The following is a 12,311-nucleotide window of genomic DNA, read 5'->3' on the forward strand; positions in this document are numbered from 1 at the left end:
CGCCGCTCGCCCGCGCGGGTGATCGACATCGATGGTGAGCAGGTCCCGGGGGTGTATGCCACGGGCTGGATCAAGCGCGGCCCGGTCGGGTTGATCGGGCACACCAAGTCCGACGCCTCGGAGACCGTCCGCCACCTCGTCGAGGACGTCACGGGGGCAGTTGCCGCAGCCGAGGGCGTGGAGGCCGTCGAGGGGGACCTCGAGGGTGGACGCGTCGCGCCGCACGGCTCGCCCGACGCGATCATCGAGTTCCTGACGGAGCGGGGCGTGCACCTGGTGCAGTGGTCCGACTGGGAGGTCCTGGACGCCCACGAGCGTGCCCTCGGAGAGGCCCGTGGTCGTGAGCGCGTCAAGGTCGTGCCGCGCGAGGACATGATCCGCATCGCACGCCGCGAGGACGACGCCACGGCCTGACCCGCGCACCACGTACGGCGCCCCGCCCACCCGGGCCGGGGCGCCGTCGTCGTACCGGGACCTGCTGCGCCGTGGGCTCCCAGGGCGCGTCGCCGCCCCCCCAGCCACCCACAGTCGCCTCCCGCCGTGCGGCTCGTCGCGCGCGCCCGTGCCCGACGGCGGAGGGAACCTCCCGCGTGCGCCGCGCGTTCTTCCGGTGGATGCTCGCACCACGGCATCCTGTGCTCGAGGGAAGGGGCTGGGAGTGGGTCACCAGCATTTCAACGGTCTGAAGACCGCAGGACTGTTCGGGATCATGTGGGTCGTGATCCTGGGGCTGTGGGCGGTGTTCGCCCGTTCGGCCGGCACGTTGTGGATCTTCGTCGCGATCGGTCTGGTGACCACCGCGTACGGGTACTGGAACTCCGACAAGATCGCGATCCGTGCCATGCACGCGCGGCCCGTGAGCGAGCTCGAGCAGCCGGCGATGTACAGGATCGTGCGCGAGCTCTCGACCGCTGCACGTCAGCCCATGCCCAAGCTGTACGTCTCGCCCACGCAGGCGCCCAACGCGTTCGCGACGGGACGCAACCCCAAGAACGCCGCGGTGTGCTGCACCGAGGGGATCCTCACGCTGCTCGACGAGCGTGAGCTGCGCGGGGTCCTGGGCCACGAGCTCATGCACGTGTACAACCGGGACATCCTCACGTCCTCGGTCGCCAGTGCGATGGCCGGCGTCATCACGTCGCTCGCGCAGTTCCTGCTGATCTTCGGCGGCAACCGCGACCGGGGCGGCAACCCGCTCGCCGCGCTCGCGATGGCCCTGCTCGCGCCGGTCGCGGCCATGGTCGTCCAGCTCGCGATCTCCCGGACGCGCGAGTACGACGCGGACGAGGACGGCGCCAAGCTCACGGGCGACCCGCTGGCTCTCGCGTCGGCGCTGCGCAAGCTCGAGCAGGGGACCGCGAGGGCGCCGCTGCCGCAGAACCGTGATCTCGTCGACGTCTCGCACGTCATGATCGCCAACCCGTTCCGTGGCGCGGGCGTCGCCAAGATGTTCGCGACGCACCCGCCCATGGCCGAGCGCATCAAGCGGCTCGAGACCATGGCGGGCCAGCAGGGCGGCATCACCCGCTACTGATTGCCTGCGCCGAGGGAGAGCCCGGTCGTGGTCTGCAGACCGGACCTCGACGAGGGTCGCCTGCTTCGACGAACCGCTATCTCGTGGCCCCGACCGGGGTGATCCCACGCTCGGCCAGCCAGTCGCGTACCGCGGCCCACGAGGGTGAGGTCGCAGACAGGTGCGAGAGGTGGTCGTCGCCCGCGACCACGGACAGGGTCACGTCGTCTCCGGCGGCCTGCGCGGCCGCGGCGTAGTCGGTCGCGACCGACGGCACGACCACGGCGTCCAGGTCCCCGGTCGCGACGAGCGTCGGGACACCGAGGGGCAGCAGTGCGGTGGGGGAGGCGAGGTCGTACCGGTCGTCCTGGACCTCGCTCGTCGAGCCGCCCATGAGCGCCTGCACGGCTCCCTCGACGGGCCCCTCGACCCCGGCGGTCTTCAGGTCGTTCACGCCTGCCTGGGTGACCACGAGGTCGGGACGGACGAGCGGGTCCGCGCCGGGCGCGCCGTCGGGCAGGGTGTGCCGGGCCGCGAGCCACAGCGCCATGGTCCCGCCCGCGGAGTGCCCGACGACGGCCACGCGCCCCGGCGCGAGTCCTGCGTCCCCGAGGGCCTGGGGGAGGAGGTCGAGGCCTGCGGCGGCGTCCTCGAACGTCCCGGGCCAGCCGCCCTCGTCGAGCGGGTCGGGCGCGCCGACGCCGCGATAGTCGAGGTTCCACACCACGATGCCGTCGTCGGTCAGGTCCCGGGCGACCTCGGTCTCGGACGAACGGTCGTAGACGGCGTCCCAGCCGCCGCCGTGGACGAGGACGACGACGTCGACGACCGGGAGCTCGGGAGCCTCGTCGCCGGACGGCGTACGCAGTTCTCCGGTCCCCTCGGCGAGCTCGGCCGGCAGGATCAGGTCGGCCGTCTGTGCCGGGCGCGGCCCGTAGGAGAACGTCGTGAGCACCGCGTCGTCGGGCTCGGTCGGCCGGGAGGGTGCGTCGGCCGCGGGGGGCGGGGAGGACGTCGGGTCGGGGGACGAGGCCGTGCAGCCGGCGACCGTGAGCGAGAGGACGACCGCCAGGGCGAGCGCCGGCAGCCGTCGAGCGGGGCGTGACGGGACGTGCGGGCCGTCCCGTCCGGGGAGCGCGGCCATCAGGCACCCGACCTGTCGGCGAACGGGCCGGGGTGCGAGGTCCACCCGTCGAGCAGGCCCTCGAGCGCGACCGCGACGCCGTCCTCGTCGTTGGACGCCGTGAGGTGCGTGACGGCGCCCAGCACGTCGGGATGCGCGTTCGCTACTGCGTACGAGGTTCCGGCCCAGGCGAGCATCGGCAGGTCGTTGGGCATGTCGCCGAACGCCCACACGTCTGCTGCCGCGATGCCGTGCGACGCGCACCAGGCGGACAGCGCTCCGGCCTTGGTCACGTCGGGCGGGAGCAGCTCGGCGAGGCCGGCCGCGCCGGAGTAGGCGAGCAGGGCCCGGTCGCCGACCGCGTCCAGCACGCGCTCGAAGAACTCGTCCTGCGCGGTGTCGTCGGTGCGTGCGAGCAGCTTCGCGACGGGAGCGTCGAGCGCACGCTCGACCGGTCCGCGCCACGCCTCGGGCGTGTCCTCGTCGTGCCGGAACGACGCGTCGAACACCGGACCGTCGACCCGCTCGACGGCCAGCGCGACGCCCGGCACCGCGGCGCGCAGGTCGCGGACCACGCCACCCAGGGCGAGCGGCGCGAAACCGCGCGACTCGACGACCTGGCGCGTGCCGACGTCGTACACGCACGCCCCGCCCAGGCAGATGATCACGCCGTGACCACCGACCAGCGTGCCGACCTCCGTCAGCCAGCGCGGCGGGCGGGCCGTGACGAACACGACCTGGGTCCCGGCCTCGTCGAGTGCGGCCAGGACCTCGCGCGTGCGTTCGGAGACCGTGCCGTCCGAGCGCAGCAGGGTCCCGTCGAGGTCTGTCGCGACCACGCGGGGCGGGCGCAGGGGGCGGGTCATGCGAGGGCTCCCTGCCGCTCGGAGGTCGCGACACGCGCGCGTCGCGCGGGCTGGCGACGAGCCCTCGACAGGATCCACGAGCCGCCGTCGGCCCCCTGGAGCGCCGTGACCGCGCACGCCGACCGGCCGCCCACCACGAGCACGGGTTCCGCGGCCCACGCGCGCCACGGCGCTCTGCGCAGGGTCTCGGGAGAGACGGCGCGGGAGAGCTCCTGGTCGGCGAAGCGGGCCAGGACCGTGCCGAGCACAGGGCTCCGGACGGAGGCCACGACGAGGCCCAGTGCGTCAGCGGCCGCGAGATCCAGCCGCCAGCCGCTGCGAGCCGGGACGCACGTGGCGAGCAGGAGGGCCGTCGGCCCGCCCGCCTCGAGCGCGGCGGCCACGCGCCCCTCCCGCGTGTGGCGGACCCGGCCCGCGAGAAGCACGACGACGGCTACCGCGACCACGGCGGCCACCCGCCAGGTCCAGGACAGCGGGTTCGTCGACGACGACATCGACAGCATCAGCATCGACACACCGAAGAAGGCGAGGGGCGTGAGGCGAGCCCAGAGCGCCTCACGGCGCCTGAGCAGGACCTCGATGCTGTCCGCGTCCACCTCGGGGCGCAGCGTCGGGCCGCCCGTGAACCCGACCCCCGCGGCGGCAGCGTCACCGCCGCGCGACCACGGCCCGCAGCCCGCCCAGGCGAGGGCCTCGGGCGACGAGAGCCGGTGAGTGTCCACGCCGCGAGTCTAGGTCCGCGTGGGAGCGACACGCCCGCACGTCGCGGGCGTGACCCGGCGCGACCTGACACGCGGACGGGCGCGCCGCCGTCGGGCAGGAGCCCGACCGGCGACGCGCCCGTCGCGAGAAGGTGTCAGCGGTAGTTCGTGAACTGCACCGCGAAGTCCAGGTCCGCACCCTTGAGCAGCGACTGGACGGCCTGGAGGTCGTCGCGCGACTTGCTCGTCGCGCGGACCTCGTCGCCCGTGATCTGCGTCTTGACGCCCTTGGGGCCCTCCTCGCGGATGATCTTGGTGATCTTCTTGGCGTTCTCGCCGGCGAGGCCCTCCTTGAGCACGCCCTCGAGGCGGTACTCCTTGCCCGACAGCTTGGGCTCCTTGTCGTCCGTGTCGAACGCCTTGAGCGAGATGCCGCGCTTGATGAGCTTGGTCTGGAAGACGTCGAGGATCGCGAGCACGCGCTCCTCGGAGTTGGCGATCATGACGATCTTCTCGCCGCTCCAGGCGATCGAGGCGCCGACGTTCTTGAAGTCGTAGCGCGTCTGGATCTCCTTGACGGCCTGGTTGAGGGCGTTGTCGACCTCTTGGCGGTCGACCTTGCTGACGATGTCCATCGATGAATCGGCCACGGTGCTCTCCTGACGCGGTAGGTGGGGTGGTCTGGGGTCCACGGTAGTGGGCGGGCGGCACGGATGCCGCCCCGGGCCCGGCGGTGTCGGCGGTGTCGGCGCGCGCTGCGGGTCAGCGCGTCGCTGCGAGGCGGGACGCGCGCATGGCGTGCAGGCCGTCGACGCTCAGGACGATGAGCGCGAGCCACACGAGCGAGAAGCCGGCCCACCGCGCGGGCGGCATGGGCTCGTGGAACACGAGGAGACCGACGAGGAGCTGGAGCACGGGGGCGAGGTACTGGAGCATGCCCACGAGGCTCAGCGGCAGGCGGCGGGCCGCCGCGCCGAAGAGCAGCAGGGGCAGGGCCGTGACGATGCCGCTCGAGGCCAGCAGGAGAGCATGGCCCGTGCCCTCGGTGCCGAACGTCCCGACCCCCGTCGCGCCCAGGAAGACGAGGTAGCCGAGCGCCACGGGGAACAGCAGCGTGGTCTCGACCGCGAGCCCCGGGAGGGCCTCGACGTCCCGTCCGACCCGGTTCTTGACGAGCCCGTACAGCCCGAACGAGATCGCGAGGGTCAGGGCGATCCACGGCAGACGGCCCAGGCCGATCGTGAGGATGATCACGGCCGAGGCGCCGATCCCCAGCGCGACCCACTGAGCGGGCCGCAGCCGTTCCTTGAGCACGAGCACCGCGAGGAGCACCGTGACGAGCGGGTTGATGAAGTACCCGAGCGCGGCGTCGAGCACGTGCCCGGACAGGACGCCGTAGACGTAGACGGCCCAGTTCGTGGCGACCAGGACGGCCGCGATCGCGAGCAGCCCCACGGTCCGGCGCACCCGGAACACGGCCCGGTACGCGGGCAGCTTGCGCATCACGAGCAGCAGGAGCAGGCAGAAGAGCAGGCTCCAGACCACACGGTGGGAGATGATCTCGAGCGGTCCGGCCGGCTGGAGCAGGGGGAAGAACAGGGGCATCGCGCCCCACAGGAAGTACGCGCTCGCGCCCAGGACCACGCCCAGGCGGTCGATCGGGGCGGGGGCTCCCGGGGCACCTGGACGGGGAGCGTCCGGTGGCGCGGAGAGGTCGTTCGCGGGGTGCTGGGGGGCCTGGCTCACGGTCCACTGTAAGCGTGGGCGGGGCGTGCGCGCGGGGTCGATTTTTCACCAGGGCCCGATCGGCTGTACTGTTGCCACGCTCCCGCAGTTCGGAAGCGTCCTCTGGTTGCGCCTCGGTGCAGCCCGGTCGCGGTCGGCCAGCGAGAGTGCACAACCGAACATGGCAGGTTGCCCGAGCGGCCAAAGGGATCTGACTGTAAATCAGACGGCATAGCCTTCGTGGGTTCGAATCCCTCACCTGCCACGCACCTGAACGAGGCGCCACCCCCCGGGGTGGCGCCTCGTTCGCGTTGGCGGGGTCGCATGGGGACGGGTCGGCGCGGGGGGCGTCGTGGGCCGGCGCGGTGCACGCCCGTCCTGCCCGACGTCGGAGCTCGCCTCCGCCTCTCGGCTCGCGGCCAGGTGCGGCTCGGCCGAGGAGCGCCCGGCGTGCAGTCCGGTACTCCTCGCGGCGCCCCTCGTCCGTTCCTCGACCTCGGTCCGGCGAGCGTGCTGCGCGTCGACGGCAGCCTGTGCGTGCGACGTGGGGGTGAAGTCGTGACATGTCGGACGCGTGCGACGTGTCGTGCAGGCATCGCGGTGCACGGTCGACAGGTCGAGAAATCGGCCTGATCACTGGGTTCCCGGGTGGTCGCCGAGGCCGATTTCGCACCACGGCAGAACCCGTGTAATCTTTTCACCGCTGCCCCGATAGCTCAGTCGGCAGAGCGTCTCCATGGTAAGGAGAAGGTCAAGGGTTCGATTCCCTTTCGGGGCTCTGTGAAGTGACGCGGGGTCGTCTCGCTGGAATACTGGCGACACGACCCCGCGTTCATCACGCGGCGGGGTAGCTCAGTTGGTCAGAGCGCACGGCTCATAATCGTGAGGTCGCGGGTTCGAGCCCCGCCCCCGCTACCACTTCCTGACATCACACCGTACGGCGGCCGGCGCCGTGCGGCCTAGCAAGCACGTAGCGCCCTCCGGAGGCGCGAGAGGTGGCACTACCGTGGCAAGCAAGAGCTCAGACGTTCGCCCGAAGATCACGCTCGCATGCGTGGACTGCAAGGAGCGCAACTACATCACGAAGAAGAACCGCCGCAACGACCCCGACCGTCTCGAGCTGGCGAAGTTCTGCCCGCGTTGCGGCAAGCACACCGCTCACCGCGAGACCCGCTGATCCAGCGGCTCCTCTGAGCAGCACCGACACGCATGGCGATCAACGCTGACTACGCCGGTCGTGAGTACCCGGCCACCGCCCCGTACTCCGTAGGCCGCGAGAAGATCCGCGAGTTCGCCAGCGCCGTCGGTTCGACCCACCCCGCGCACCACGATGTGGTCACAGCGCGGGGTTTGGGCTATCCGGACCTGATCGCGCCGCCCACCTTCGCGGTGGTCGTCGCGCAGCGCGCCGAGGCCCCGTTCATCCAGGACCCTGAGGCCGGCGTCGACTTCACGCGGGTCGTCCACGCGGACGAGCGGTTCGTGCACCACCGACCCATCGTCGCCGGCGACGAGCTGGTCACGGTCCTGCACGTCGACTCGATCACGCAGCGGGCAGGCATCTCGATGGTCACCACTCGTGCCGAGATCGGCGCCCTGGCGGCAGACGGCTCCGGAACCGTCGAGCCCGTCGCGACCGTCACGTCCAGCCTCGTCGTCCGCGGGGAGGACGCATGACCGAGCCCACGGCCTCCCCGGTGACCACCACGCGACCGGACCTCTCCGCCCTCGCGGTGGGTGACGTCGTCGGGACGCGCGAGATCGCGGTCGACCGCGCTCGCCTCGTCCGGTACGCCGGCGCGAGCGGCGACTTCAACCCGATCCACTGGAACGACACCTTCGCGCAGAGCGTGGACCTGCCCGGCGTGATCGCGCACGGCATGTTCACCATGGGTGCCGCGGTGGCCCTCGTCGAGGACTGGGCCGGCGACCCGGGGGCTGTCGTCGACTACCAGACACGCTTCACGCGCCCCGTGCCCGTGCCGAACCCGGGCGAGGCCGTGATCTCGGTGTCCGGAGCGATCGGGGCGATCGACGCGGAGGCCCGCACGGTCCGCGTCGACCTGACCGTCACGTTCGAGGGTGCCAAGGTGCTCATGAAGGCGCAGGCCGTCGTCCGCCTCTGAGCGGGCCTCCGCCGCGCAGCCTGCACACGACGAAGGGCGCCTCTCCCGCACGGGAGAGGCGCCCTTCGTCGTCGGTGGTGGGGCCGCGGACCCACGGTGCGGCCAAGCTGGACCGGGTGGTTCAGGCGGCCGGGACGGGCCCGGTCGTGGTCCCCACGACGAGCGTGACGTCGAGCATCACGGTCTCGGGCTCCTTGCCCGCGAGGAGCGAGACGACGGCGCGGCCGAGCTCGGCCCCCTTCTCCGCGAGGGGCTGGTGCACGCTCGTGAGGGTGTCCGGGCTGAGCCACGGCAGGTCGAGCCCGTCGAAGCCCGCGACGGACACGTCCTCGGGCACGCGCAGGCCGAGCTCCTTGGCGCCCAGGACGGCACCCGCGGCGAGCAGGTCCGAGTGGGCGATGATCGCGGTCGGGCGCTCGTCGGACGGGACCCAGGTCCCGAGGATCTCGACCGCGGCCGCGTGCCCGTGCTCGACGAGCGAGGCCTCGGTCTCCCAGGAGATCAGGGGTTCGACGACGTCACGCACGCCCGCGAGCCGGTTGAGCGTGGGGGTGCGGTCGGCCTGGGCGAGGCGGTCGGCGTCGATGACCCCGCTGCGGCGGGAGTTGTCGAGGGGGAGAGCGATCTCGGCGATGCGGGTGTGCCCGAGGTCGACCAGGTGGCGCACGACCTCGGCAGTGCCCTTGCGGTCCTCGATGCCGACGAGCGGGGTCCCGGGCACGGGGTGCCCCTCGCCGATCACGACGGGGACGCCGCGGCGCTGCAGCGCGTCGAGGGTCGCGTCGTCGGTCCCGATGCCCCACACGAGCACCGCGACGTCCATCGCGGCGCTCTCGATGAGCGGGTCGACCGCGCGGGACGGGTCCTCGGACGGGATGCCGGGGATGAGGAGCACGCCCAGCCCGCTCGTGCCGAGCGTCGAGACGAGCCCGTCGAGGACCTGGACCGCGACGGGGTCGCGGAACGCGCGCTTGAGCTGGTCGCCGATCACGACGCCCACGATCCCGGACCGCCCCGAGCGGAGCTGGCGGCCGAGCGGGTTGGGGCCCGCGTACCCGAGCTCGGTCGCGGCGGCCATGACGCGCTCGCGCGTCTCGGGGGTGATGGGGCCGGCGCCGGAGAACGCGAGCGACGCGGTGGACACCGAGACGCCGGCGAGCGCGGCCACGCGGGCGAGGGTCGGACGGCCCGGTGGCTTGGGTACCTGCTCGGAATCGGTCATCGTTGCCCCTCTGCCGGTCTTCTGGACGAACTCGGATCCGCCGTGACGCACGGAAAAGGTGTTTGACGGCGCGGCCAGACTACCCGCAGACTTGTCACCATGTCTCGAATCGTTTCGAAGGCCACTCCCGACGCAGGTATCGAATCGATTCGACCAGCGCTCGACCCCGGCCTCTCCCGCGCCCGCTGGTCCCTCCTGGGGATCTTCCTGCTCAACGGCATCACCATGTCGAGCTGGCTCGCCCGCATCCCCTCGGTGCGCGACGCCCTGGGCATGACGCCCAAGGACCTCGGCTTCGTGCTGCTCGCAGGCGCGGTCGGCGCGCTCGTGACGGTCACGCTGGCCGGGCCGATCGTCAACCGCTTCGGCGGTCGTGCGGCCATGCTCGCCTCGACCGGCTTCTTCGCCGCGGCACTCGTGCTCCTGGGCGTCGGCCCCGCGACGGGCTCGGTCCCGCTGCTGGCCGCGGGCATCTTCCTCAACGGGGTCGCGTTCTCCCTCGGCAACGTCCCCATGAACGTCGAGAGCGCGAGCGTCGAGCGGCGCACGGGGCGCACGATCCTGCCGCAGTTCCACGCGGCCTTCAGCATCGGCGCGGTCGTGGGCTCGCTCGTCGGCGCTGCGTGCGCCGCGGGCGACGTCCCGGTCCTGGTGCAGTTCGTGGGCACCGCGGTCGTCGCGACGGTCTGGCGCCTCGTGAGCATCCCGATGTTCGTCCACGCGACGCTGCCCCGCCCGCGGGTCGAGGCGCGTCTGGGCGACGCCGGCCCCGACGGGGTCGAGGCAGCCGCGGTGCTGCACCCGCGCTCGCGTCGCGTGCGCCTGGGGGCGGCGCTCGGAGCCTGGCGCGAGCCGCGCACTCTGCTCATCGGCCTCGTCATCATGGCCGCGGCACTGTCCGAGGGTTCGGCGAACGACTGGCTCTCGCTCGCCGTGGTCGACGGGTTCGACCAGACCGAGGCGGTGGGGGCGGTCGTGTTCGGCGCGTTCGTCGGCGCGATGACCGTCATGCGCCTGCTCGGCACCCGCCTGATCGACCGCTACGGCCGCGTCACGGTGCTGCGCGTCTCGGGGGTCGCCTCGATCGGCGGCCTGCTGCTCTTCGGGTTCGCCCCGAACCTCGCCCTCGCGGGCGTGGGTGTGGTCGCGTGGGGCCTGGGCGCAGCGCTCGCGGTCCCGATCGGTATCGCCGCGGCCTCGGACGAGCCCATGCAGGCCGCGAGCCGTGTCTCGGTCGTCTCGGCGTTCTCGTCCATGGCCTCGCTCGCGGCCCCGCCGCTGCTGGGCATCGCGGCAGAGGCCATGGGCGCGCGCCACGCGCTCGTCCTCATCGTGGTCGCGATGGTCGTCAGCGTGCTGCTCTCGACGAAGGTCGCGCCGCTGGTCGCGGGGGAGCGCCCGGCACCGCTCGCAGGGCCCGACGGCGGAGCTCCCGTCCCGCCCACGGGTCGCCGTGCGGAGGGCTCCGGTGCGGACGAGGCGTCGCTCGACGACGACGCACGATCCGAGGACGCCGGGGTGGGCGGACCCGACGCGACCGCGAAGCCTGACCAGGTGGTAACCCACCACGCGGTACCGTCGACCCTGCGCACGCGCCGCCGTCGTGCCGTGCGGCGACACGGCGCGACCGAACCTGCACCGTCCGGCTCGACCTCCCACCGACGCGAGGAGACCCCCGCATGACCACCCCGCCCGCCCCCCGCTCCGGGGAGCAGCGCGCAGCGAGCACCGCCCGCCTCGTCCAGGCAGCCACCTGGGCCGTGTTCGCGGTGTTCTTCCTCAACGGCTTCAACTTCGCGAGCTGGGCCTCGCGCCTTCCCGCGGTCAGGGACGCGCTCGGGCTCTCCGAGGGCAGCATGGGCTTCCTGCTGCTGTTCGCCGCGATCGGCTCGCTCCTCGCGCTGCCGCTCTCGGGCATGGTCGTCCAGCGCGTCGGCGCCTCGCGCGCGGTCGTGATCTTCGCGACGGTCAACGTGGCGGGGCTCGTCGTGGCCGTCACGGGCGTGTCCCAGGGCTCGGTCGACGTGGTGCGGGTCGGCCTGTTCCTGTTCGGGATCGGCACCGGGGTCTGGGACGCCGCGATGAACATCGAGGGCGCGGCGGTCGAGCAGCGCCTCGGCAAGGCGATCATGCCGCGCTTCCACGCGGGCTTCTCGTTCGGGACCATGGCCGGCGCCGGCGTCGGCGCCCTGGCCGCGCTCGCGGGCGTGCCCGTGCAGTGGCACCTCGCGGTGGCGCTCGCGCTGAGCCTGCTCGCGGTCCTGTGGTGCGTGCGGTCCTTCCTCCCCGCAGGTGCGGTCACGGACGAGGCCCTCGCTGCGTCGTCGGGCGACCTGCGGGACGACGCCGCGGGCGAGGACCCCGCGACCGCGGTCCACGGCAAGGGCGCGCGCAGCGCCCTCGCCGCCTGGAAGGAGCCGCGCACGCTGCTCATCGGCCTCGTGGTGCTGGCCGCCGCGCTGACCGAGGGGGCGGCGAACGACTGGGTCGGGCTCGCGGTCGTCGACGGGTTCGGCACGTCCGACGCGATGGGCGCCGTGGGGCTCGGGATCTTCCTCACCGCCATGACGGGCATGCGCCTGCTCGGGACGGGGCTGCTCGACCGGTTCGGCCGGGTGGCCGTGCTACGCATCTCGGCAGGCCTCGCGTTCGTCGGCCTGCTCGTGTTCGCGCTCGTGCCCATCCTGTGGGTCGCGCTCGTGGGCGTGGTGCTGTGGGGCATGGGTGCGGCGCTGGGCTTCCCGGTCGGGATGAGCGCGGCGTCGGACGACCCCACGCACGCCGCAGTCCGGGTCAGCGTCGTGTCGACCATCGGGTACTCGGCGTTCTTCGTCGGCCCGCCGCTCATCGGGTTCCTGGCCGAGCACATCGGCGGCTACCGCCCCGCGCTGCTCGTGATCGCGGTGCCGCTCGTGATCGGGCTGCTCGTGGTCAACGCGGCCAAGCCGCTGCCCACCGCGGCGGGCGGCACGGGCACCGGGGGCGCCTGACATCTCGCTCGACCGACGAGGGGTGCGGAGCAGGGGCACGAGCGG

12 protein-coding genes, 3 tRNA genes and 1 pseudogene are annotated in these 12,311 nt (G+C 72.9%); 10 read left to right on the plus strand and 6 right to left on the minus strand.

Annotation, left to right across the window (positions count from 1 at the left end):
- Positions 1–414: pseudogene (locus ASE27_RS17550) on the plus strand (hypothetical protein); the annotation flags it as partial.
- 244 nt (positions 415–658) lie between these two features.
- Entirely contained in the window at positions 659–1,534 is an 876-nt protein-coding gene (gene htpX / locus ASE27_RS17555) for a zinc metalloprotease HtpX (RefSeq protein WP_082609100.1), read from the plus strand.
- A 76-nt stretch (positions 1,535–1,610) separates the two neighbouring features.
- On the opposite strand, the gene ASE27_RS17560 is transcribed toward htpX, so the two are convergent.
- From ASE27_RS17560 to rarD, 5 genes are all read right to left on the minus strand, one after another.
- Positions 1,611–2,657: a S9 family peptidase gene (locus tag ASE27_RS17560; RefSeq protein WP_056653669.1), complete on the minus strand. Its 1,047-nt coding sequence runs from the start codon at positions 2,655–2,657 to the stop codon at positions 1,611–1,613.
- Entirely contained in the window at positions 2,657–3,502 is an 846-nt protein-coding gene (locus ASE27_RS17565; RefSeq protein ID WP_056653673.1) for an HAD family hydrolase, read from the minus strand. The genes ASE27_RS17560 and ASE27_RS17565 overlap by 1 nt, the downstream gene beginning before the upstream one ends.
- Positions 3,499–4,224 carry a hypothetical protein gene (locus tag ASE27_RS17570; protein WP_056653676.1) on the minus strand — a complete coding sequence of 242 codons (726 nt, stop codon included), beginning with the start codon at positions 4,222–4,224 and terminating at the stop codon, positions 3,499–3,501. The genes ASE27_RS17565 and ASE27_RS17570 overlap by 4 nt, the downstream gene beginning before the upstream one ends.
- A 134-nt stretch (positions 4,225–4,358) precedes the next feature.
- A complete protein-coding gene (locus ASE27_RS17575; protein ID WP_191801466.1) occupies positions 4,359–4,853 on the minus strand; it encodes a YajQ family cyclic di-GMP-binding protein in 495 nt (164 codons plus the stop codon).
- 112 nt (positions 4,854–4,965) lie between these two features.
- Positions 4,966–5,949, minus strand: coding sequence for an EamA family transporter RarD (gene rarD, locus ASE27_RS17580; RefSeq protein ID WP_157257699.1), 984 nt, complete (start codon positions 5,947–5,949; stop codon positions 4,966–4,968).
- Positions 5,950–6,111: 162 nt separating this feature from the next.
- On the opposite strand from rarD, the gene ASE27_RS17585 reads away from it, so the two are divergent.
- From ASE27_RS17585 to ASE27_RS17610, 6 genes are all read left to right on the plus strand, one after another.
- A tRNA-Tyr gene (locus ASE27_RS17585) sits at positions 6,112–6,193 on the plus strand.
- Between the two features lie 440 nt (positions 6,194–6,633).
- A tRNA-Thr gene (locus ASE27_RS17590) sits at positions 6,634–6,706 on the plus strand.
- A gap of 63 nt (positions 6,707–6,769) precedes the next feature.
- Positions 6,770–6,846 (plus strand) — tRNA-Met (locus ASE27_RS17595).
- 88 nt (positions 6,847–6,934) lie between these two features.
- On the plus strand, positions 6,935–7,105 hold the full coding sequence (rpmG, locus tag ASE27_RS17600) for a 50S ribosomal protein L33 (RefSeq protein ID WP_030151977.1): 171 nt from the start codon (positions 6,935–6,937) through the stop codon (positions 7,103–7,105).
- A 32-nt stretch (positions 7,106–7,137) separates the two neighbouring features.
- Positions 7,138–7,605, plus strand: a complete 468-nt coding sequence (locus tag ASE27_RS17605) for a MaoC family dehydratase N-terminal domain-containing protein (RefSeq protein ID WP_056653682.1) — start codon at positions 7,138–7,140, stop codon at positions 7,603–7,605.
- Positions 7,602–8,054, plus strand: coding sequence for a MaoC family dehydratase (locus ASE27_RS17610; RefSeq protein WP_056653686.1), 453 nt, complete (start codon positions 7,602–7,604; stop codon positions 8,052–8,054). Before ASE27_RS17605 ends, ASE27_RS17610 begins: the two co-directional genes overlap by 4 nt.
- A 121-nt stretch (positions 8,055–8,175) precedes the next feature.
- Here ASE27_RS17610 and ASE27_RS17615 read toward each other — a convergent pair whose 3' ends face one another.
- Positions 8,176–9,276 (minus strand): LacI family DNA-binding transcriptional regulator, encoded by a 1,101-nt coding sequence (locus tag ASE27_RS17615; RefSeq protein ID WP_056653689.1) that lies wholly within the window; start codon positions 9,274–9,276, stop codon positions 8,176–8,178.
- 99 nt (positions 9,277–9,375) lie between these two features.
- On the opposite strand from ASE27_RS17615, the gene ASE27_RS17620 reads away from it, so the two are divergent.
- Together ASE27_RS17620 and ASE27_RS17625 are read left to right on the plus strand one after the other, a co-directional pair.
- On the plus strand, positions 9,376–10,959 hold the full coding sequence (locus ASE27_RS17620) for an MFS transporter (protein WP_082609101.1): 1,584 nt from the start codon (positions 9,376–9,378) through the stop codon (positions 10,957–10,959).
- On the plus strand, positions 10,956–12,266 hold the full coding sequence (locus ASE27_RS17625) for an MFS transporter (protein ID WP_056653692.1): 1,311 nt from the start codon (positions 10,956–10,958) through the stop codon (positions 12,264–12,266). The genes ASE27_RS17620 and ASE27_RS17625 overlap by 4 nt, the downstream gene beginning before the upstream one ends.
- The last annotated feature ends 45 nt before the right edge of the window (positions 12,267–12,311 follow it).

It is taken from the genome of Oerskovia sp. Root918, from assembly GCF_001428945.1.
GTDB classification, from domain to species: domain Bacteria; phylum Actinomycetota; class Actinomycetes; order Actinomycetales; family Cellulomonadaceae; genus Oerskovia; species Oerskovia enterophila.

Coding starts and splice junctions, on each gene's coding strand:
- ASE27_RS17625 (WP_056653692.1), top strand. CDS start 10,956: ATGACCACCCCGCCCGCCCCCCGCTCCGGGGAGCAGCGCGCAGCGAGC.
- ASE27_RS17565 (WP_056653673.1), bottom strand. CDS start 3,502: ATGACCCGCCCCCTGCGCCCGCCCCGCGTGGTCGCGACAGACCTCGAC.
- ASE27_RS17620 (WP_082609101.1), top strand. CDS start 9,376: ATGTCTCGAATCGTTTCGAAGGCCACTCCCGACGCAGGTATCGAATCG.
- ASE27_RS17560 (WP_056653669.1), bottom strand. CDS start 2,657: ATGGCCGCGCTCCCCGGACGGGACGGCCCGCACGTCCCGTCACGCCCC.
- ASE27_RS17615 (WP_056653689.1), bottom strand. CDS start 9,276: ATGACCGATTCCGAGCAGGTACCCAAGCCACCGGGCCGTCCGACCCTC.
- ASE27_RS17610 (WP_056653686.1), top strand. CDS start 7,602: ATGACCGAGCCCACGGCCTCCCCGGTGACCACCACGCGACCGGACCTC.
- ASE27_RS17605 (WP_056653682.1), top strand. CDS start 7,138: ATGGCGATCAACGCTGACTACGCCGGTCGTGAGTACCCGGCCACCGCC.